This window comes from Gallaecimonas pentaromativorans (assembly GCF_003751625.1).
In the GTDB taxonomy this organism is placed as follows: Bacteria; Pseudomonadota; Gammaproteobacteria; order Enterobacterales; family Gallaecimonadaceae; genus Gallaecimonas; species Gallaecimonas pentaromativorans.
This window is the reverse complement of record NZ_RJUL01000003.1, coordinates 363,585-384,380: the sequence shown is the minus strand read 5'-3', so window position 1 is coordinate 384,380 and position 20,796 is coordinate 363,585. Positions and strand designations below refer to the sequence as shown.

20 protein-coding genes and 1 tRNA gene are annotated in these 20,796 nt (G+C 58.2%); 9 read left to right on the top strand and 12 right to left on the bottom strand.

From position 1 onward, the window contains the following. Positions 1-54: 54 nt before the first annotated feature. From EDC28_RS07385 to EDC28_RS07375, 3 genes are all read right to left on the bottom strand, one after another. Positions 55-741 carry a hydrolase gene (locus EDC28_RS07385; protein ID WP_050657135.1) on the bottom strand — a complete coding sequence of 229 codons (687 nt, stop codon included), beginning with the start codon at positions 739-741 and terminating at the stop codon, positions 55-57. A gap of 197 nt (positions 742-938) precedes the next feature. Beyond that, positions 939-1,811: a LysR family transcriptional regulator gene (locus tag EDC28_RS07380; protein WP_123421144.1), complete on the bottom strand. Its 873-nt coding sequence runs from the start codon at positions 1,809-1,811 to the stop codon at positions 939-941. A 482-nt stretch (positions 1,812-2,293) separates the two neighbouring features. Beyond that, a tRNA-Ile gene (locus EDC28_RS07375) sits at positions 2,294-2,370 on the bottom strand. 185 nt (positions 2,371-2,555) lie between these two features. Between EDC28_RS07375 and EDC28_RS07370 the strand changes: the two genes are divergently transcribed. The 3 genes from EDC28_RS07370 to EDC28_RS07360 are packed head-to-tail and all read left to right on the top strand — an operon-like array spanning position 2,556 to position 4,014. After that, entirely contained in the window at positions 2,556-2,759 is a 204-nt protein-coding gene (locus EDC28_RS07370) for a hypothetical protein (protein WP_050657137.1), read from the top strand. Positions 2,760-2,803: 44 nt separating this feature from the next. After that, positions 2,804-3,694, top strand: coding sequence for a LysO family transporter (locus EDC28_RS07365; protein WP_123421143.1), 891 nt, complete (start codon positions 2,804-2,806; stop codon positions 3,692-3,694). Then, positions 3,691-4,014, top strand: coding sequence for a cupin domain-containing protein (locus tag EDC28_RS07360; RefSeq protein WP_050657139.1), 324 nt, complete (start codon positions 3,691-3,693; stop codon positions 4,012-4,014). Before EDC28_RS07365 ends, EDC28_RS07360 begins: the two co-directional genes overlap by 4 nt. A gap of 41 nt (positions 4,015-4,055) precedes the next feature. Here EDC28_RS07360 and rpoD read toward each other — a convergent pair whose 3' ends face one another. From rpoD to rpsU, 4 genes are all read right to left on the bottom strand, one after another. Then, positions 4,056-5,891 (bottom strand): RNA polymerase sigma factor RpoD, encoded by a 1,836-nt coding sequence (gene rpoD / locus EDC28_RS07355; RefSeq protein WP_050657140.1) that lies wholly within the window; start codon positions 5,889-5,891, stop codon positions 4,056-4,058. Between the two features lie 92 nt (positions 5,892-5,983). Beyond that, positions 5,984-7,735 carry a DNA primase gene (gene dnaG / locus EDC28_RS07350; RefSeq protein WP_050657141.1) on the bottom strand — a complete coding sequence of 584 codons (1,752 nt, stop codon included), beginning with the start codon at positions 7,733-7,735 and terminating at the stop codon, positions 5,984-5,986. A gap of 69 nt (positions 7,736-7,804) precedes the next feature. Then, the gene (locus EDC28_RS07345) at positions 7,805-8,251 is read right to left on the bottom strand and encodes a GatB/YqeY domain-containing protein (protein ID WP_050657142.1); all 447 of its coding nucleotides are present in this window, start codon (positions 8,249-8,251) and stop codon (positions 7,805-7,807) included. A gap of 24 nt (positions 8,252-8,275) precedes the next feature. Further along, positions 8,276-8,491: a 30S ribosomal protein S21 gene (rpsU, locus tag EDC28_RS07340; protein ID WP_008485630.1), complete on the bottom strand. Its 216-nt coding sequence runs from the start codon at positions 8,489-8,491 to the stop codon at positions 8,276-8,278. Positions 8,492-8,672: 181 nt separating this feature from the next. Here rpsU and tsaD point away from each other — a divergent pair, with 181 nt between their 5' ends. Beyond that, entirely contained in the window at positions 8,673-9,689 is a 1,017-nt protein-coding gene (gene tsaD / locus EDC28_RS07335) for a tRNA (adenosine(37)-N6)-threonylcarbamoyltransferase complex transferase subunit TsaD (RefSeq protein WP_050657143.1), read from the top strand. A gap of 45 nt (positions 9,690-9,734) precedes the next feature. Here the strand turns inward: tsaD and plsY are convergent, their stop codons facing one another. Beyond that, positions 9,735-10,337 carry a glycerol-3-phosphate 1-O-acyltransferase PlsY gene (gene plsY, locus EDC28_RS07330; protein ID WP_123421142.1) on the bottom strand — a complete coding sequence of 201 codons (603 nt, stop codon included), beginning with the start codon at positions 10,335-10,337 and terminating at the stop codon, positions 9,735-9,737. Between the two features lie 108 nt (positions 10,338-10,445). Between plsY and folB the strand changes: the two genes are divergently transcribed. Genes folB through EDC28_RS07315 form a run of 3 tightly spaced genes read left to right on the top strand, consistent with a single transcriptional unit; the run spans position 10,446 to position 12,082 of the window. After that, positions 10,446-10,799, top strand: coding sequence for a dihydroneopterin aldolase (folB, locus tag EDC28_RS07325; RefSeq protein ID WP_050657145.1), 354 nt, complete (start codon positions 10,446-10,448; stop codon positions 10,797-10,799). Beyond that, positions 10,796-11,278: a 2-amino-4-hydroxy-6-hydroxymethyldihydropteridine diphosphokinase gene (folK, locus tag EDC28_RS07320; RefSeq protein ID WP_123421141.1), complete on the top strand. Its 483-nt coding sequence runs from the start codon at positions 10,796-10,798 to the stop codon at positions 11,276-11,278. Before folB ends, folK begins: the two co-directional genes overlap by 4 nt. Positions 11,279-11,281: 3 nt before the next feature. Beyond that, positions 11,282-12,082: an undecaprenyl-diphosphate phosphatase gene (locus EDC28_RS07315; protein WP_123421140.1), complete on the top strand. Its 801-nt coding sequence runs from the start codon at positions 11,282-11,284 to the stop codon at positions 12,080-12,082. Here the strand turns inward: EDC28_RS07315 and EDC28_RS07310 are convergent. Then, on the bottom strand, positions 12,044-13,288 hold the full coding sequence (locus tag EDC28_RS07310) for a multifunctional CCA addition/repair protein (RefSeq protein WP_123421139.1): 1,245 nt from the start codon (positions 13,286-13,288) through the stop codon (positions 12,044-12,046). The genes EDC28_RS07315 and EDC28_RS07310 overlap by 39 nt on opposite strands. 89 nt (positions 13,289-13,377) lie before the next feature. Here EDC28_RS07310 and EDC28_RS07305 point away from each other — a divergent pair, with 89 nt between their 5' ends. Together EDC28_RS07305 and EDC28_RS07300 are read left to right on the top strand one after the other, a co-directional pair. After that, on the top strand, positions 13,378-14,940 hold the full coding sequence (locus EDC28_RS07305) for an ExeA family protein (RefSeq protein ID WP_123421138.1): 1,563 nt from the start codon (positions 13,378-13,380) through the stop codon (positions 14,938-14,940). Next, positions 14,937-15,533 (top strand): general secretion pathway protein GspB, encoded by a 597-nt coding sequence (locus EDC28_RS07300; protein ID WP_123421137.1) that lies wholly within the window; start codon positions 14,937-14,939, stop codon positions 15,531-15,533. The genes EDC28_RS07305 and EDC28_RS07300 overlap by 4 nt, the downstream gene beginning before the upstream one ends. A 5-nt stretch (positions 15,534-15,538) precedes the next feature. Here EDC28_RS07300 and EDC28_RS07295 read toward each other — a convergent pair whose 3' ends face one another. The 3 genes from EDC28_RS07295 to EDC28_RS07285 form a co-directional block, all read right to left on the bottom strand. Continuing rightward, a complete protein-coding gene (locus EDC28_RS07295) occupies positions 15,539-16,336 on the bottom strand; it encodes a phosphatase PAP2 family protein (RefSeq protein WP_244946557.1) in 798 nt (265 codons plus the stop codon). Positions 16,337-16,522: 186 nt separating this feature from the next. Next, complete coding sequence (putA, locus tag EDC28_RS07290; RefSeq protein ID WP_123421136.1) at positions 16,523-19,684, bottom strand: bifunctional proline dehydrogenase/L-glutamate gamma-semialdehyde dehydrogenase PutA; 3,162 nt, start codon at positions 19,682-19,684, stop codon at positions 16,523-16,525. Positions 19,685-20,151: 467 nt separating this feature from the next. Further along, positions 20,152-20,718: a TIGR04211 family SH3 domain-containing protein gene (locus EDC28_RS07285; RefSeq protein ID WP_050657152.1), complete on the bottom strand. Its 567-nt coding sequence runs from the start codon at positions 20,716-20,718 to the stop codon at positions 20,152-20,154. Between the last annotated feature and the right edge of the window lie 78 nt (positions 20,719-20,796).

Sequence of the window (20,796 nt, the reverse complement as noted above, 5' to 3'; positions counted from 1 at the left end):
GGCCGGGTCCCAAATGGCTGAGTAAAAAAGGGGCCGGTGGCCCCTTTTTTACTGTTACTTGGCCGGTACGGCAGCCAGGATCTGGTGCTCGACTTTGGTACGCTCAGGGGCGCCGTGCACCATGGTGTAAGCGTAATCAACGCCCATACCGTAGGCACCAGAGTGCTCCTTGACGATGGCCATAACGGCGTCGTAGGTGTCGCGGTGGGCCCAGTCACGTTGCCATTCCAGCATGACCTGTTGCCAGGTTACCGGCACCACGCCAGCTTGCACCATGCGCTGCATGGCGTAGTCGTGAGCGGCCAGGGAGGTACCGCCGGAGGCGTCAGCCACCATGTAGATCTCGTAATCGCCTTCGAGCATGGCGCACAGGGCAAAGCTGTTGTTACACACTTCGGTCCAAAGGCCGGCAACGACCACTTTCTTCTTGCCGTTGGCAGCCAGGGCGTCACGTACTTTCTGGTCGTCCCAGGAGTTCATGGAAGTACGCTCGAGCAGCTTGTTGTCAGGGAATACGTCCAGCAGCTCAGGATAGGTGTGGCCGGAGAAGCTTTCGGTTTCAACGGTGGTGATGATGGTAGGAATACCAAACACCTTGGCGGCCTTGGCCAGGGCGACAGTGTTGTTTTTGAGCACTTGGCGGTCGATAGACTGGACGCCAAAAGCCATTTGCGGCTGATGATCAATAAAGATCATTTGGCAATTATCAGGGGTCAGTACTTCGAGTTTGGGATCGGCCATTTGTGTTGCTCCTAAGTGATGTTTGATGCCTAGTCGCTTGAAGAAGCATCAGTTTTCATAGTGATAGTAATAGTTACTATCGTTTGATTTTGAGCAGTGTAATGTAATTGGAGCGGTCTTTAAGCGACCCTTGTGGAGACTGATTGTCTCCACAAGGTAGACCCTTTCGGGTGATCATTTGGGGTAGTTTTAAGTCATCACCCCAGATTGTCGACGAGGTGCTCAATCAGTAGGCGTTGGCGTACCGGCATACCCAGGTTGGGTGGCCACACCGCGAAGATCTCGATGGGCAGAGGCTCAAGGGTGGGCAGGTGTTGCTCAACCAGTTGGCCGCTGTCCAGATAGGGTTGGATGAGGCTGCGAGGCATCAAGGCAATGCCCTGGCCGTCCAGCGCGGCGCCCATCAGCATTTCGTAGCTGTCGGCGGTAAAAACGGTGGGCAGCTCCTGGGCGCTGTTGTCATGAGATTGCATGACTTCCCACTTGGGCTCTTGGCGCAGGGCCAGGAAGCGTTGGAATTTGAGTTGTTCAAAGCCGATAACGGCATTTTTGCCCTTGGCGTAGGCCGGTGAGGCGCAAAAGCAACGCTCAAGGCTGGCCAGGCGTCTGGCCACTAGGTTGCAATCATCTAGGCGGCCCACACATAAGGCCATGTCATAGCCATCGGCAATGGGGTTAAGCTGGCGGCTGGCTTGGTGAAGCTTGAGATGGATATCGGGGTAATGGTTGATAAAATCCATCAAAATCGGTTGCAGCAGCTTGGCAACGCACAGGGGAATGGCCAGTTTCAGCTCACCTTCGGGTTTGTCTTGGCCTTGGCGCAGGGTCTCGCTGGCCTGGTTGAAATCGCGAACAATGTTGCTGCAGTAGTTATAAAATGCCGCACCTTGGCTGGTGACACACACCTGGCGGGTGTTACGGTTCAGCAACTGCACCCCAAGGTGGCGTTCAAGGGAAGAGACCCTCTTGCTGACCACGGCCTTGGAAAGATGCAGGCGCAGGGCAGCGCCACTGAAACTTCCGGCGTCAACCACCGCCTGGAAGGACTCCATAGCTGTTAACCTGTCCATAATTCCTCCTGAACTCTTGCCAATGTACTGATAAGCGAGGGGCAAAATACCCTCTGAAAGTGCGCGGCAAACCACTGATGTCGCTTGGTATAAAGTTAAAACACCGTCAAAAATGCAGAAACTATGCCTAGGTATAAAAAACGCCTTTTGGTCCAAAAATGTCTGTTTTAAGCCCCTGGCATTAAAAACAGTCAATGTGGCTGGAAGTCGCTAATGGCAAGGCTTTCAGCCGTTATCGCGCTTCGTAAATACCGTTGAGAAAAAGGTCGTTGCTCTGGTGAAGCAGCACTGAAAAAAGGTCAGGGATAAGCCTTTGGTATAGGCCGGTCGTGCAAAAACGAGTGCCTGGAATAGAGGATGCGGGGGGAACTGGAATGGCAAGATTGCCGGAGCGAGCTTGGCATGTTGAGAGAGGCTTGGCAATACTGCCTCACAAACGCAAAAAAGGGCTAGCGGCAAAACCGGCTAGCCCTTTTGGTATCTGGTGGCCCCTGCCTGACTTGAACAGGCGACCAATCGATTATGAGTCGACTGCTCTAACCAACTGAGCTAAGGGGCCGTGGCTGGGGAGTATAAGGGGTTTGGACTTGGCTTGTCATCACCTTGACCGGGCCAAAACCCAAGGGATTGAAGGGTTTGGCGAAGAATTAAGCATGGCGAACATGCTGTTCGGTTTTCTCCGTTAGATGTGTGTATTCAAATCGGTAATCCTAGGCGCATCGTTTTTCGACCGGAGACAAGGTCATGGTTATCCGTTTCGTTTTGGCATCGCTGCAGGCGGCTTTTGCCCTGGTTTTGTCCCTGGTGGTGCTGGGGTCGGTGATAGTGCGCAATCTGGCGTTGATGGCAGCCGCCACCGGCAGCCTGGCAGGACGCGCTGCCCTTGGCTTGCAGGGGCGTGTCAGAACCCTACGGCGCCAAGCGCACCGGGCCATGCTGAGCATGTAAAAAGGTGATAACCTGCGGCCTTTATTGCCGTCTCTGAGTTATCCATGTTTGCCTCCCTGCTTGTGATCCTGGTGCCCCTGCTGGTGGGCTACGCTGTACCTGTTTTGAATGCATCCTGGATGGCCCGGGTGAACCAGGCTGTCAGCTACCTCGTTTATTTCATCTTATTTTTCATGGGCATGGGGTTGGCGGCTATCGACAACCTGGGGCCAGCTTTAATGAAAATGGCCGGTACCACCGCCGGTATCTTTGCTGCCATCACCGCTGCCAATGTGCTGGGGCTGTGGGGACTGTCCAAGCTTTTTCACGACCATGGCCGACAAGGGGAGCGCCAGCCCATTGCCTGGGCCAGCGTCTTTAAGGACTCTGGCATCCTGATTGGCACTGTGGCGGCAGGTACCTTGCTGGGCCTGGTGTTACCCGTTAACGCCCACCTTTTTTCCGAGGCTGCGCTGGTCCTGCTGCTGCTGCTCATCGGTATGCAGCTGCGCGCCGCCGGCATGAGCCTGCGCCAGCTGTTCTTAAATCGCCTTGGCGTCTTTATCGCTTTGACAGTCTTTGCCAGCACTTTACTGGCCGGTGCCCTGCTGGCCCCTTGGCTAGGGTTGCCGGTGCGCCATGCCATGGGGGTGGTGAGCGGCTTTGGCTGGTACAGCTTGTCGGGCATCCTGGTGAGCGATGCTCTGGGGCCGCTGTGGGGCGCCACCAGTTTCTTTGTGGACCTTTTCCGCGAACTGGTAGCCCTGGCCCTGATCCCCACCCTGATGCAGCGGGCTTTGCCGCTGGCCATTGGTTATGCCGGGGCTACCGCCATGGATTTTTCCCTGCCGGTTATCCAAAAAAGTGGCGGCGCCAGCGCCGTGCCGGTGGCCATTGTCTCGGGCTTTATGCTGAGCCTGGCAACCCCGGTATTGATGGCCATACTCTTGGCATGAATAAAGCTAACCTGTTTACGCCGCTGCCCGATGCCTTTGACGGCGAAGTCTTTGAAACCCTGCTAAGGCGCAGCGATATGCGCGTCGAGCGTATTGTCTCCCACGGCCAAAGCTCGCCGGACGGCTTTTGGTACGAGCAAAGCGAAGGGGAATGGGTGTTGGTGCTGGCAGGCGAGGCGGAGCTGGGGTTTGAAAACGGCAGCGCCGTGAGATTGGGGGCGGGCGACTATATCGAGCTACCGCCCGGTTGCAAGCATAGGGTGAACTGGACCTGCCCTGACGCCCCCACCATCTGGTTGGCGGTGTTTTACCTGCCATAAAAAACGGCACCCTAGGGTGCCGTTTTTGTTAAGCGCTGAGCTTATTCGTCGAGGAAGCTGCGCAAAATCTCGGAGCGAGAAGGGTGGCGCAGTTTACGCAGGGCCTTGGCCTCGATTTGACGGATACGCTCACGGGTAACGTCAAACTGCTTGCCCACTTCTTCCAGGGTGTGGTCGGTGTTCATATCGATACCGAACCGCATGCGCAGTACCTTGGCTTCACGGGGGGTGAGGCTGGACAGCACTTCCTGAGTGGCAAACTTGAGGCTTTCGCTGGTGGCCGCGTCCGCCGGCAGCTCGAGGGTGTTGTCCTCGATGAAATCCCCCAGATGCGAATCTTCATCGTCACCGATGGGAGTTTCCATGGAGATCGGCTCTTTGGCGATCTTCAGCACCTTGCGGATTTTGTCTTCCGGCATAGCCATGCGAATGGCCAGCTCTTCCGGGGTGGGCTCGCGGCCCATTTCCTGCAGCATTTGGCGGGAAATACGGTTGAGCTTGTTAATGGTCTCAATCATGTGCACCGGGATACGGATGGTGCGGGCCTGGTCCGCGATGGAGCGGGTAATGGCCTGACGGATCCACCAAGTGGCGTAGGTTGAGAACTTGTAGCCGCGACGGTATTCGAACTTGTCCACCGCCTTCATCAGGCCGATGTTGCCTTCCTGAATGAGATCCAGGAATTGTAGGCCGCGGTTGGTGTATTTCTTGGCGATAGAAATAACCAGACGCAAGTTGGCTTCCACCATCTCTTTCTTGGCACGACGGGCTTTGGCTTCGCCAATGCTCATGCGGCGGTTGATGTCCTTGATGGACTCGATGGTCAGGCCGGTTTCCTGCTCGATCTGTTGCAGCTTCTGTACGCAGCGGCGCAGATCTTCTTCGATGGCTTTCATGGTGTCGGAATACGGCTTGGCCGCTTCCAGGTGGCCGTCCAGCCAGCCCATGTTGGACTCGTTGCCCGGGAAGGTTTTGATAAACACCTTGCGGGGCATTTTGGAATCGTCCACCGCCAGTTTCATGATCAACCGCTCCTGAGTACGGACGCGGTCCATCATGTCGCGCATCTCGGCAACCAGACGGTCAAACTGCTTGGGCACCAGACGGAATTCTTTGAAGATCTCCGCCAGTTTCAGTACTTCGTCTCGGGCTTCGTCAGAAGCACGGCCCTTGGCCTTGATGGCAACACGGGCGGTCTCGTACTGGGCGCGCAATGCGGCGAATTTTTCACGGGCCAGCTCCGGGTCGAGGCTGTTGTCGTCCTCGGAGTTGTCCTCTTCTTCTTCCTCGTCGTCTTCCTCTTCGTTCTGCTGATCCTGAGTCAGTTCAGAACCGACATGGGTCGCGGTCGGTGCCGCATCTTCAACAGCGTTAGGATCGATGAAGCCGGCAATAATGTCGGACAGACGCGCTTCGCCTGCTTCTACTCGGTCGTATTGATCGAGCAGGTAGGTGATGGCTTCAGGGTATTCGGCAACGGAGCTCTGTACCTGGTTGATACCATCTTCGATACGCTTGGCGATGTCGATTTCGCCTTCACGGGTCAGCAGTTCAACGGTACCCATTTCGCGCATATACATGCGCACCGGGTCGGTAGTGCGGCCCAGTTCGCTTTCAACGGTGGCCAGAGCTTGGGCAGCAGCTTCGACGGCATCTTCGTCGGTAGAATCTTCAGACATCATCAGGGTATCGGCGTCAGGTGCGCTTTCGAACACCTGGATACCCATGTCATTGATCATCTGTATGATGTCTTCTATCTGATCGGAATCGACGATGTCGTCCGGCAGATGGTCGTTCACTTCGGCATAAGTCAGGTAGCCCTGTTCTTTACCTTTAGCGACCAGAAGTTTAAGCTGCGACTGTGGGGTTTGCTCCATAGACATCATCCGCTCAGGTTGAATAGCCATGCCAAAAAGTGAATACGACAGTATAGCGAGTCGTACTGCTCACTGCTAGCACAGTCTGTGTGTCAATCAATCCCGGCCTTCGCCGAAATCAATGCCATAAGTTCTTGAATTTCTTCTTCTGTAGCCTGTTTCCTGTCTTGCTTGGCAACAAGCTCTTGGTAGCGAATCTCAAGCGATTCGTTCAATAGGCGCTCAACGGCGCCAAGTAGTTCCGGGGCCAGATTGTCTTCGACGGCAGAAAGGTCAAGTTCTGCCAGCTTGTTATAGATGGGGGCATGTTGGCTATTTTCAAGCCTGCGCAGTAATTGACCCGTTGTTGGGATACTGCCTTCCTTTATAACCCGCACCGCTTCGTCCAATACCTCTGCCCCGGGCAGACGTAATGCACGAAAATCCATATCAGGTAAATCGTTGGCCAAGGCCGGGTGTTGCACCAAAATGGCGATGGTCAGCCGCATCAGTGGCGGCCTTCCAGCCTTGCCTCTGGCTTTGTTGGCGGCCCCGGCCGCGTTGGCAGGGGTTTTGGCCACAAAACGTTCTAATTGTTCCTCGGCTACCCCCAGGCGCTTGGCCAGGTTTTCACGCAGCATCACCCGATAGACCGAGTCTGGCAGCCTATCGAGTAGCGGCACTGCCTTTTCTGCCAAGCGCGAGCGGCTGTCAGGGCTGCTCATGTCGATGCTTTTTTCCAACTCCTGAAACAGAAACTGCGACAAGGGCAGGGCACCGGCCAAGGCCGCTTCAAAGGCGGCTTTGCCTTCTTTTCGCACCATGGAGTCGGGATCTTCGCCATCGGCCAAGAAAATAAACTTCAAGGTGCGGCCGTCGCGCAGCAGCGGCAGGGCGTTTTCCATGGCGCGCCAGGCCGCCTCGCGGCCAGCGCGGTCACCGTCGTAACAGCAAATCACTTCTGGGCTGGAGCGAAACAGCAGTTCGAGCTGGTCGCTGGTGGTGGAGGTGCCAAGGCTTGCCACCGCATAGGTGATGCCAGCCTGAAACAGCGCCACCACGTCCATATAACCTTCCACCACCACCAACCGCTCCAAATCGCGGTTCGCCTGGCGGGCTTCATACAGGCCGTACAGCTCGGAGCCCTTGTGGTAGATACGGGTTTCCGGCGAGTTTAAGTATTTTGGGGTGCCGTCTCCCAGCACCCGGCCACCAAAGGCGATGGTACGGCCGCGGCGGTCACGAATGGGGAACATGACCCGGTCACGAAAGCGGTCATAACGGCGGCCGCTGTCGTTTTGCACCAGCATGCCGGTGTCCATCAGCAGCTGTTGGCGCTCAAAGCTGGTGCCGAACTTTTTCAGGACGCTGTCCCATTCGTCGGGCACAAAGCCGATACCGAACTGCTTGACGATATCTCCCGACAAACCGCGGCCCTTGAGGTAATCCACTGCCGCCGGGTGCTCTTTTAAATTCTGGTAATACTGGTGCTGGATGCTTTGCATCAGGGCGTAGGCATCTTCCCGGCGCTCCTGGGCCTTGGCATTACGCTGCGGGCCCTGGGCTTCGCGGGGCACTTCCAGGCCGTGCATGGCGGCCAGCTCTTCGACGGCTTCGGCAAAGTTGATGCGGTCGAACTCTTCGACAAACTTGATGGCATCGCCTTTGGCACCGCAGCCAAAACAGTAATAAAACTGTTTTTGCGGGCTGACCGAGAAAGACGGCGTCTTTTCGCTGTGAAAAGGGCAGCAAGCGCTGTAGTTCTTACCGGCTTTCTTGAGTTTGACGCGGCTACTGACTAGCTCAACGATGTCGGTTCTGGCCAACAGATCGTCGATGAAATCACGGGGAATGGTTCCAGCCATGATGCTCCAGCCAGCGCGAAAAATAAGGGATCGGGTGAAGGAGTTATCCTATCACCCGTATCAGAATTGTCAGGCGCTTAATTTGGCCTTGACCTGGCCGCTGATGGGGCCCATCTCGGCACGGCCTTGCAGCTTGGGCTTGAGCCACCCCATGACCTTGCCCATGTCCGCCGGGCCGTTGGCACCGGTTTCGCTGATGGCTTGGTCAATCAGCGCGGCGACTTCGTCGCTGCTGAGCTGCTTAGGCAGGAAATCCTGCAGAACTGTTATCTCGCCAGCTTCGGCATCGGCCAGTTCTTGGCGGCCTGCAGCTTCATACTGGGAGATGGAGTCACGGCGTTGCTTAATCATCTTGGTGATGATGGCAATGATATCGTCGTCACTCAGTTCGCGACGCTCATCCACTTCTACCTGTTTAATGGCGGAAAGGGCGAGGCGCAACGTGCCAAGGCGCGGTTTGTCCTTGGCACGCATAGCATCTTTTTGCGCGTCGGTGAGTTGCTCTCTGAGACTCATAACGGCTCCGGATGCCTGAACGAATTAGTACAGACGAACGCGACGAGCGTTTTCGCGAGCCAGTTTCTTGGCGTGACGCTTAACGGCAGCAGCTTTCTTGCGCTTACGCTCAGTGGTGGGCTTCTCGTAGAATTCGCGCTTGCGGCACTCGGCCAGCACGCCTGCTTTTTCACAGGAGCGCTTGAAACGACGCAGGGCTACGTCGAAAGGTTCGTTCTCACGTACTTTGATTACCGGCATGTACCATCACCTCAGGGGTTATACGGTTAGGTGGTCTGCAAAATGACCACATATGACTAAAAATGGTGCGGAATTCTAACGTAGCCCAAAGGGCAATGTAAAGCCGATATGTCACCATAAAGGTGGAGATGGGGTCTGGCTATGGGTAAGATAGCGGCCCCCTGTGGTTGCGAGGCTCCCCATGCGCGTTTTAGGTATCGAAACCTCCTGTGACGAAACCGGCATTGCCATCTACGACACCGAGCAAGGCTTGCTGGCCCACCGGCTCTATAGCCAGGTAAAGCTGCACGCCGATTACGGCGGTGTGGTGCCTGAGCTGGCGTCTCGCGACCATGTGCGTAAAACCCTGCCACTGATAAAAGAAGCGCTGCACGAGGTGGGGCTTAACGGTGAAGACCTCGACGGCGTGGCTTACACCGCTGGCCCAGGGCTGGTTGGCGCCTTGCTGGTAGGGGCCACCATAGGTAAAAGCCTGGCTTACGGCTGGAACATTCCGGCCATTGGCGTACACCACATGGAAGGGCACCTGCTGGCGCCCATGCTTGAAGAGCGCCCGCCCGAATTTCCTTTTGTGGCGTTGCTGGTCTCCGGTGGCCACACCCAGTTGGTGGCGGTAGAGGGCATAGGTAAATACCGCATCCTTGGCGAGTCTATCGATGACGCTGCCGGTGAAGCCTTTGATAAAACCGCCAAGCTCTTGGGCCTTGATTACCCCGGCGGCCCGCGTTTGGCGATGCTGGCTGAAAAAGGCAATCCTGAGCGCTTTACCTTTCCGCGGCCCATGACCGACAGGCCGGGCCTGGATTTTAGCTTCTCCGGCCTTAAAACTGCCGCCGCTAATGTTATTCGCAGCGAAGGGGACGACGCGCAGACCCAGGCCGATATCGCCCGCGCCTTTGAAGAAGCGGTGGTGGATACCCTGGTTATCAAATGCCGCCGCGCGCTCAAGGAAACCGGCTATAACCGCATCGTTATCGCCGGTGGTGTCAGTGCCAATAAGCGCCTGCGCGCCGCCCTGGAAAAGCTGATGGCTGGCAGAAAAGGTGAGGTGTTTTACGCCCGCCCCGAGTTCTGCACCGACAACGGCGCCATGATCGCGCTAGCAGGTGCCCTGCGCCTGGCCAAAGAAGGCAGCCGTGAATTGGGGGTAAAAGCCCAGCCGCGCTGGTCCCTCGAGTCCCTGGCGAGCATCGACTAAAAAAGGCGGCTCAGGCCGCCTTTTGTTATTCCTCACTTTTTACCTTTATTGGGGCTTGGAGCGGCGAAACTTCATCTTGGGCTCGGTGCCGTTCCACAAGCGGCGCAGGTTGTCCTTGTGGCGGATGATAATCAGCAGCGACAACATGGCCACCGGGATCACATAGGCTGGCTTGATAAACCAGGTAAAGAGCGGCGACAGCCCGGCGGTGAGAATGGCCGCCAGGGAAGAGAGCCGCGTCAAAATCACCAGCAGCAGCCAAGTGAGAATTTGCAGCCCGGCGAGGCTCAAGCCAATGGGCAGCATGGCGCCAAAGGCGGTTGCCACGCCTTTACCGCCACGAAAATGAAAGAAAATGGGGAAGATATGGCCAAGGCAGGCGGCAATGGCGATAACCCCTAGCCAGATGGCCTCGATACCCAGGAAATAACTGGTCCACACCGGAATAGTGCCCTTGAGCACATCGCTTACCAGCACCATGGCGGCAGCGCCTTTGCCGCCCAGGCGCAACACATTGGTGGCGCCGGGGTTGCCGGAGCCGTGCTGGCGCGGGTCGGGTAGGGCAAAGAGGCGGCAAACGATCACGGCACTGGAGACTGATCCCATCAGGTAGGCAAGCAGGGTCATCAGTACGGCAGTGGCTATCATGATAGGGCTTAGTTTTTTCCGTTTAATCGATAAGGTAAACTCGGCTGCCGTTGTCACACCAGCAGGCCCAAAGCTTAACAGGGCTGGCACCTAAACGAGAACCGACCTGTGACCGATCGCATTTTTATAGAAGGCCTGGAAGTCTATGCCGTCATTGGTATTTTCGACTGGGAAAAGACCCACAAGCGCAAGCTGGTGTTTGACTTGGAACTGGCTACCGACATTCAGGCCGCGGCCAGGGGCGATGACTACGGTCAGGCCTTATGTTACGGGAAAATCAGCGCTTTTATTAGCCAATTTGCCGAAACCCACCAATTCGAACTGATTGAGACCCTGGCCGAGCGCATCGCCGAGCAGTTGCTGAGCCAATTTGGCGTCAGCTGGCTGAAGATGAAGCTCTCCAAACCCGGCGCCGTGCCCAATGCCCGCAATGTGGGGCTGATCATCGAGCGCCGCGCATGACGCCGATGCTCTTTAGTCTCGGCTCCAATGTCACCCCGGAGCTGCATTTGCGGGCCGGGCTCAAGGCCCTGCGCGATGCCTTTGGCGATATTCAGTGCTCGCCGGTGTTCGAGGCCGAGCCGGTGGGGTTTAACGGCACCAATTTTTTGAACATGGCAGTAAAGGCCTGGACCGACTGGCCAGTAGAGGCCGTGCTGGCCTGGATAAAAGACGTGGAATTTGCCCACGGCCGCCCCGAGAACGCCAAGAAATACGCCCCCCGCACCCTGGATATCGACCTTTTGACCTTCGGCGACCGGGTTTGCTTGGAACCCACCGTGCTGCCAAGGCCCGATATCCTCAAACTCGCCTTTGTGCTCTGGCCCCTGGCCGAACTGGTACCGGATGAAAGCTTGCCGGGAACCAATCACAGCTACAAGAGCCTATGGCAGGGGTTCGACAAGAACCAACCCCTGTGGAAAGTGCCATTCGAGGAATAAGTCTTGAGTTTTATTGAAATTATTGTCCTGGCGTTATTGCAGGGCCTCACTGAGTTTTTGCCCATTTCATCCTCTGCCCACCTGATTTTGCCGTCCCAGTTGCTGGGCTGGCAGGACCAAGGCGTGGGCTTTGACGTGGCGGTGCACGTGGGCACCTTGTTGGCGGTGGTGTGGTATTTTCGCCAGGACGTGGGCCGCATGCTAGTGGCCTGGGTGCAGTCTTTTACCGGCCGGCGCGACCAAGACAGCCGCCTGGCCTGGCAAATCATCGTGGCCACCATCCCGGCTGGCGCCTTTGGGCTCTTGGCGTCAGATCTCATCGAACAATACGGCCGTTCGGCCTATGTGATTGCCAGCACCACCATCCTCTTTGGCTTGTTGCTGTGGTGGAGCGATGCCAGGGCCAAGGGCAATAAGGATGAGCATCAGGCCAGTTGGAAAGACGCCATCCTCATCGGCCTTGCCCAGGCGCTGGCGCTGATCCCTGGCACCTCCCGCTCAGGGGTGACCATGACCGCCGCCTTGATGCTGGGCCTGAATCGGGTGGCGGCGGCGCGCTTTTCGTTTTTGATGTCCATTCCGGTCATCGTCATGGCGGGTGGCTACGAGGGCCTGAAGATGGTCAAGGCCGGGGCTATGGTCGATTGGAATGAAATTGCCCTGGGTACGGCCATTTCCTTTGCCAGCGCCCTGGCCTGTATTCACTGGTTTTTAAAGATTTTGTCGCGCCTTGGTATGTTGCCGTTCGTGCTGTATCGCCTGGCCTTAGGCATCGGCCTTTTTGTGTTTCTCGGCGTCTTTTAAGGCCTGCACCTTCTCGATACGGGCGCGGTTTACCGCCTCACCTACCGCAGGGCCTTTGAGGCCCTGCGCCACTATGGCTTTTACATCCACCGTTCTTGCCGCATTAAAGCACCGTCTGACCCAGTCGGCCTGGGGGTAGGGGTGCTGCTCAAAACCGGTGCGGCCGCGGATATCGGCAATGCAGGCCAGCACCAGCTTTTCGACCCGCTCGGGCTTTCGCCAGGCGTCCAACTTGTCAAAGAGCCGGATAAGGGTAGCGGCCCTCAGCTCAAAAGCGGTGTGTACCTGGCAGTGGAGGTCGGAGACCAATAGCGCCAAATCCCGGCAGCCATTGGGCACCCGAAACCGCTCGCAAAAACTTTTGATAAGGGGCAGGCCGCTCTGGCCATGACCATGGTGGCTGGGCCATTTTTCCGGCGGGGTCAGACCCTTGCCAAAGTCGTGGCACAGGGCGGCAAAGCGCACTTCGATGTCAGTGGTGAGCTTGGCGGCCTGGGCCAGCACCAGCAGGGTGTGAATGCCGGTATCTACCTCCGGGTGCCACTTTTCCGGGGCCGGCACCCCAAAGAGGTTGGCCAGTTCCACAAACAGCACTTCAAGGGCGCCACAGGCGCGCAGTACCTCAAAAAACACCTGGGGCGAGGGGGTGTTAAGGGCCTTTTCCAGCTCCTTCCACACCCGCTCTGGGGTCAGGGCGTCCAGCTCGCCGGAAGCGGCCATGGTTTGCAGCAGTGCCTGGGTCTCTGGTGCCACGGTAAAGCCCAGATGGGCAAAGCGGGCGGCAAAACGGGCCAGGCGCAGCACCCGCACAGGGTCTTCGACAAAAGCGTCTGAGACATGGCGCAGCAGCCGGTTATCCAAGTCGCGCTTGCCGCCGTAAGGGTCAATCAGGGTGCCGTCTTCGGCTTTGGCCATGGCGTTGATGGTCAAGTCGCGGCGGATCAGGTCTTCTTCCAAGGTGACATCGGGGCTGGCCGACACTTCAAAGCCGGTATAGCCGCTGCCTTTTTTACGCTCGGTGCGGGCCAGGGCATACTCTTCATGGGTCTTGGGGTGCAAGAACACCGGGAAATCCCGGCCAACCTGCTCGAAGCCGTTTTTTTTCATGGCCTCGATCGTTTCGCCTACCACCACCCAATCGCGGTCATGGACCTCAAAACCCAACAGCTCATCGCGGACAGCGCCGCCAACCAGATAACAGTTCACAAATCCTCCTGCTTGAGCGGCCATTATACCTTGCCAAAGCAGCACTGGCGCGTAACCATATGGGCGGAAAACTGCACAACAGACGAGCCATGTACGAATCTTTCTTTGGGCTGACGGAAAACCCGTTCTCCATCGCGCCGAACCCACACTTCCTTTATATGAGCGAGCGCCACCGCGAGGCCCTGGCGCATTTGAAGTTTGGCCTGCGCGATACCGGCGGCTTTGTGCTGCTGACCGGGGAAGTGGGCACCGGCAAAACCACGGTGTCGCGCCGCCTGCTCAAAGAGCTGCCCGAACTGACTGATCTTGCCTTCGTGCTCAACCCCATGCTCACCGAAAGCGAGCTGCTGGCCACCTTGTGCGACGAGCTCAAGATCCCCTATCCCGAGCAGCCGAGCCTCAAGCAGTTGACCGACGTGATTCAGGCATTCTTGCTGCAAAACCACCAGCAAGGTCGGCAAACGGTGCTGCTGGTGGACGAAGCCCAGCACCTCAAGGTGTCGGTACTCGAACAGCTCAGGCTCTTGACCAACCTTGAAACCGATACCCAAAAGCTTCTGAAAATCATCCTTATCGGCCAGCCCGAGCTTAATCAGCTACTGCGCCGCCAGGAGCTTCGCCAGCTCTCGCAGCGCATTACCGCCCGCTACCACCTGCTGCCGCTAAGCCGCAAGGACTGCGCCCAGTATGTGCTGCACCGCCTGCGCATTGCCGGGCGTGAGCGTCCGCTTTTTACCCGCGCCGCTGTCAGCCGCCTGCACAAACACAGCGGCGGCATTCCGCGGCTGATGAACCTGCTGTGCGACAGGGCCATGATGGGGGCCTACGGCGCCCAGCAAGACAAAGTAGACGCGCGAATGATGGACGAAGCGGCTCGGGAGATCATTGGCCAGGAGCTGCGCCCGGCCAAAAGTCCCATGCCTTGGTGGCCCTGGGCGCTATTGGCCCTGGCAGGAGCCGGTGCCATGGCCGCCTATCCCTGGATGCAGCAAGGCCAGCACAGTGGGCCGGCCCCAAGCGCACCGGTTGCGGCGCCCGCTACCAAGGCCAGCGCTGATGTGGCTGCCGTTGCCGATATTGTGCCGGCGGCCCGAGACCGTATTTCCCTGGCCGCCTTTGACGCGCTTTTTGCCGCCTGGGGCATGCAGGCCCCGGACGGCGAGCCCTGCACCCAGGCCCAGCGCCTTGGCTTTCGTTGCCTGCGCCAGGAAGGCCCCTGGCGGGAATTGGTAGCCCTTGGCCGCCCGGCGGTGCTGGAGCTGCTGGATGACAGCGGCGAGCGCTTTTTTGCCGCTCTTACCAAGGCCGGCAAGGATTACCAACTGGTGCTCAGCAACAAAACGGTGTCGGTGACCAGCCATTGGCTAGACCTGCATTATCGCGGCAACGCCATTTTGCTGTGGCGCCCACCGCCGCAATTTGACAACGCCTTGGTGCCCGGTAATCAGGGCGATCTGGTGGCTTGGCTCGACGGCGCCTTAAGCCAGGTGCTGCACGACCAGCCCCAAAATACCCAGCGTTATGACGACGCCATGCAAAACCGGGTGCGCAGCTTCCAGCGCCAGTCGGGCCTCAAGGCCGATGGCCTGGCTGGCGAGAACACCCTGGTACGCCTTAACCGCGCCCTAGGGGCGCCCGGACCCGTGTTATGAGCCTGCTTGCCAAAGCCCTGGCCCGGCGCCAGCCGCAGCCAGCCCCTGCCGCTATTGAAGGGGGCTTTATCGCCGACACGCGCCTGTGGTGGCGCCGCGCCTTGACCCTGGTGGTGCTGCTGGCCTTGGCGCTGGCGTCCTGGCTGAGTCTGTCGGCCCTGGAGCCGGTGTTAACTGTGCCCAAGGCCATCACCCCCAAGGGGGCGCCAGCGCCCAGCAACGACTCCACCGCCCCCATGGTGCGGGTGCGAGAGCCGGCCATCAGCCAGGACCCTTTCTTTATCAATGCCCAAAAGCCGGCTCCGGCGCCGGTGTTAAAGGACGATGCCGCGCCTGTATCTCGCGGTATCAAGGCTGACCATATCTTTTACACCGGGCATTTTTACGCCTCTGATCCCTCTGAGCGCTGGGTGAAATTTAACGGCCGCAAACTGCACCAGGGGGAGAGCTATGAGCAGATTGATGTGCTGGAGATAGGGCCGGACAGCGCCAAGGTGCGCTTTGACGGCAAGATAATCTGGCTAAATGCCCTTACCAACTGGCCCCTGGACAACAGCGCCCAGGGGCCAGCCAATACCAAGACCGCCGATTAACGGAGTTAAGGCTGCGGGTTAAAGAGCCGGCTGCGGGTCAGTAGCGGCAGCTTACCAAGGCGGTTCATCAGCGGCGCCGCCAGGCGCTCCACCAAGGCCTCTGCCCGCGCCAGGAAGGGGGTGTAACAGCCCCAGGCGATGGACATCAGGCTGATAAAGAGCCCGCCGACAAAATCATCCGAGCCCCAATGGGCTCCGGCCACCAGCCTTGGCAGCATGAAAAGTGCCGTCAGGGCCCACACCAGGGCGAGCTTCCAGCCCCGGGCAAAGAAGCTTAAAAAGAGCGCCCACAGCAGCACCACCGAGGCGTGATCCCCCGGGAAGCTATGGCCGGCGCTGTCTTTGAGGGCCACCTTTTCCCAATCGGGGAAGAGTTCGGTCAGGCGCACCGCGTGAGATTCTATCAGCGACGGGCTGGCGTGCTCCCAGCCGAGCTTGTAGGACACCGAGGTGAACAGCATCCGGGTGACCAGCAGCAGCGCCAGCAAAATTAAAAAGCCAAACAGGGCCTTGCGAAGGTGCAGGGCGCTAAATACCAGATCCCGGCGCACCAAAAACCACATCATTACCAAGCCCACGGCAATGTCCATGGGCCTGATGCTACCTAGCGCCCATACCAGGGCGTAGGAGTGGGAATGCTGCAAGGGGCTGTTGAGCAGGGTAAAGAGCTGATCGTCAAAGTTGTCCCACAAAGCCCGAGTAACGGGCCAGAGCCAGGAAGCGAGCAGCAGCAGGGAAAGGATGTTGAGCGTCAAAAGTGGACGCAGACGCCAGTGGGCGTCAAAAGGAGCAGGGCGCATCATCGAATACCAAGTACGGCAAAACCTTAATGTTTTATTAAGGCGGCTGTCTTGAGTGTGAACGAGCGCTGTCATCGTCCTGAAATATACCGCTATGCCGGGGTCATGACAGTAATAACCGCCCTGAGTGAAGAGGGCTGAAATAAAAAAGCCGCAGCGGTTGCTGCGGCTTTTGCCTTGCTTGCGCCCTTAGTCGCCCAGGGTCAGCAGGGTGGCGTTACCACCCACGGCGGTGATGTTGTTGGTGCGGGTCTTCTCGGTGACAAACCGGAACAGGTAGTGCGGGCCGCCGGCTTTGGGGCCGGTGCCGGACAGGCCCTGGCCGCCGAAGGGCTGGGTGCCGACCATGGCGCCTATCTGGTTACGGTTGATGTAGCAGTTACCCACGTTGGCCTTGTCGGCGATTTCCAAGGCCAGGCCTTCGTTGCGGCTGTGTACGCCGAGGGTCAGGCCATAGCCGGTGGCGTTGATGGCGTCTATTACGCTGTCCAGTTCGTCGGCCTTGAAGCGCACCACGTGCAGGATGGGGCCGAAATTCTCTTTGGTCAGCTGGTCGATGCTGCTTATTTCAACCGCGGTCGGGGTGACAAAAGAGCCGTTGCGGGTGGCTTCACCCATGGGGGTGGTGGCGATGGGCTTGGCAAGGTCTTTGAGCGCTTCGAGGTGGGCTTCCAACTGGGCCTTGGCATCGTTGTCGATAACGGCGCCGATGTCGGTTTTGTAATCCCAAGGGTCCCCTACCACCAGCTCCTGCATGGCGCCTTTTAGCAGCTCCAGAATGCGGTCGGCCACGTCGGCTTGCACGTACAGGACCCTAAGGGCTGAGCAGCGCTGGCCGGCGGAGGTAAAGGAAGAGCCAATGACATCGTTCACCACCTGCTCGGGCAGGGCGGTGGAGTCGACGATCATGGCGTTCTGGCCACCGGTTTCGGCGATCAGGGTCTTGATGGCACCGTCGTGGTCGGCCAGGGCCTTGTTGATGGCTTTGGCGGTAGCAGTAGAGCCGGTAAACACCACGCCAGCGATACGGTCGTCACTGGTCAGGGCTGCGCCGACACCGGCGCCGTCACCGGGCAGGAAGTGCAGCACGTCGCTTGGCACACCCGCTTTGAGGGCCAATTCGATGGCGCGAAACGCCACTAGGCAGGTTTGCTCGGCCGGCTTGGCAATCACGGTGTTACCGGTGGCCAGGGCCGCCGCTACCTGGCCAACAAAGATGGCCAGCGGGAAGTTCCAGGGGCTGATGCAAACGAACACGCCCTTGCCTTGCACGTACAGCTCGTTGAGCTCGCCGGTGGGTCCGGGCAGCACTTCGGCGCCGTTGAACATCTTGCGGGCCTGCTGGGCGTAGTAGCGGCAGAAATCCACGGCTTCGCGCACTTCGTCGATGCCGTCTTGCAGGATCCGGCCAGCTTCACGGGCAACCAGGGCGATCAGCTCAGCTTGGTGCTCTTCCATCACATCGGCGAAGGTCTCCAGGGCCTTGGCCCGCACTTCGACGTTGCTGTTGCGCCAGGCCGGGAAGGCGGCCTTGGCCAGCGTGATGGCTTCTTTGGCCTGGGCGGCGCCGGCAAAACCGACGGTGCCTACCACATCGCTGTGGTTATGGGGCGATACCACCTGCTGCGGCTCGCCGCTTTGTACCTTGCCGCCGATAATGGGGCCGGCTTGCCATTGGTGGTTTTTAAAGGGCGCCAGGGCGTCGAAGAAAGGCTTGGCTTCAGACTGGATATGCAAGTTGGTGCCTCCGGAATTCTTGCGGGTGCCGTAAATGGCCGCGGGCATCGGAATTTTGTGGTTGGCCAGGCTCGGGGCCTCGGCCAGGGTTTTCAGCGGGTGGGTGGCCAGGCTCGAGACCGGGGTTTTCGGGTCCACCAACTTGTGTACAAAGGAGCTGTTGGCGCCGTTTTCCAATAGGCGGCGCACCAGGTAGGGCAGCAAGTCTTTGTGGCTGCCCACCGGCGCGTAGATACGGACCGACTGGCCGGGGTTTTCTTCCAGCACAGTGTCGTACAGCTCGTCGCCCATGCCCCACAGCCGCTGGTATTCAAAAGGCCGGCCAGCGGCCATGGCCTTGATGGCGGTGACGGTGTGGGCGTTGTGGGACGCAAACTGCGGGTAAATCACGCCTTTGGTGTGCTCGCTCAGCAAGAAGCGGGCACAGGCCAGGTAGGAGGCGTCGGTGCTGGCTTTACGGGTATAAACCGGGTAGCCACTGAGGCCGGCGGCCTGGCACAGCTTGATCTCGGTATCCCAGTAAGCGCCTTTTACCAGTCGCACCGGGATAAGGTCCCCTTGCTCTTGGCCAAGGCGGGCCAGCCAGTTCAGTACCGGCAGGGCACGCTTGGAAAAGGCCTGTACCACCAGGCCGAAATTGCCCCAGCCCTTGGCAGCATCGCTGCGATAGACCGCTTCAAAGATATCCAGGGAGATCTCCAGGCGGTCGGCTTCTTCGGCATCAATTTGCAGGCCGATGTTGGCGGCGCGGGCTTTTTCGACCAGTTGGCGAACAATCTCCACCATCTCGGTACGTACCCTATCGACGTTCTGCACGTCGTAGCGCGGGTGCAGGGCCGAGAGCTTGATGGAGATGGTGGGGCGGGGGGCTTTGCTTTCGTCGTATTCGGCGCTGCCCAGGGCGGCAATGGCGCTGGCGTAGTCGTCAAAATACTTTCGGGCGTCCTTGGCGGTCAGGGCCGCTTCGCCCAGCATGTCGTAGGAGTGGGTGTAGCCCAGCTTACGGGACTTTTGCGAGTTCTTCAGGGCTTCCTTGATGGTGCGCCCCAGCACGAACTGCTTGCCCATGATCTTCATGGCCGCGTACATGGCCTTACGCACCACCGGCTCGCCCAGGCGATTGACCATGCGGTTCAAGAGGCTTGCCGGGCTGCCGTCGATGCGGCGGTCCATGGTGATCACTTTGCCGGTCAGCATCAGGCCCCAGGTGGAAGCATTCACCAGCAAAGATTCGGACTGATTAAAGTGCCTGGCCCAGTCGGCGCCGGACAGCTTGTCCTTGATGAGGGCGTCGGCGGTGTCAGGGTCTGGAATGCGCAGCAGCGCCTCTGCCAGGCACATCAGGATGATGCCTTCTTGGGTGTCCAGGCTGTATTGCTGCAAGAAGGCCTGGATACCGTCGCCGTTGTCGTGATGGGCACGGATCTTGGTCACCAGCCGCTCGGTTTCCTTGGAGGTGGCCTGTACCTGCTCTTCGGCGCTTGGCACCAGCTTTAACAGCTCGGTCAGGTAGCTTTCTTCATCTACCGCGTAGTTGTCGGTAATGGCTTGGCGCAGCACATCGAGGCTGGGCAGCTGGTAATCCGGTGCAATCACCTGGCTTGGATTGAACATAGGGCTAGACACCTTTGCTACAGGGCTCTGTTGTGAGCCAAAGGCTGATGAAATTTCCACCCTCGGCGGGCAGGACGGCGCAGAGTATACAATATACACGGTGCATGAAAATCCCCTTTTCACCGCATTTGAGCAGCGCGTGAAAGCACTGAAGATTGGCTCACAAAACGCCCCTTTACCGCTCCCTTCTATCATTGATGGCTAACTGTTTACAGTGCGAATGATTGTGCTGTTAAGGCAGCAAAAATAAGGCTTGTTGGCTATGCGGGGGGGCTGCATGACTAGAGCGTGGGCTCTAAAATGACAAGTGCCGCCTGTGGCGGGTGTTATGGCAGGAAAGATGCTTTGGTGGATGTGGTTATATTTGGGTTTTAATGCGTATTTTTTGGTTTTTTATTTTAATGTTTGCATTCGGTATACAAATAAAAAGGCCGCGATACGCGGCCTTTTTATTTGGGGGCAATATATTAAACCCACATGTCCTTGCGTTTCTTGCGGGGCACCAGGTGCGGCAGCACCAACCCCAGCAGCAAACCGGCACCGGCCACGCCGCCGCCATACATGAACCAACGCATCAGGTTGCTTTGGTCCATGCCTTTCACCTGGCTTTGCAACTGGCTGATGGTGGCCTGTTGTTCCTGCACTTGTTGGGTCAGCTGCACTTTGTCCTGCTTGAGGTTGTCCAGGGTGCTGGCAAGCGCCTCGTGGCCGGAAGACAGCTCGGTGATTTTGTCCTGGGCAGCCTTAAGGGAGGCCTGGAGTTTGGGAATGGTGACCCTGAACGACGGGGTGGTGGTTACGAACTGGCTTTCCACCCAGCCGTCACGGCCCTGATCGTCTTCCACCTTGGTGAAGTCACCGCTGTGGTCCAGCACTTTGAGCTCGGTACCGGCGTTGATTGAACCGATGATGCGGTAATCGCGGGACGGACCGGAGTGCAGGAAAATATAAACGTCTTCACTGACGTAGGCAGGATCGGCAAAGGAAAGCCCTGGTGTCAAAACCAGCAGCAGAAGCAGCGCACGCTTTAGCATTGTGTTGATTATCCGAATAAAAGTCGCCGCACAATCCTAGATAGCAAAAAAGGCCATGGCAAGTGCCATGGCCTTTGA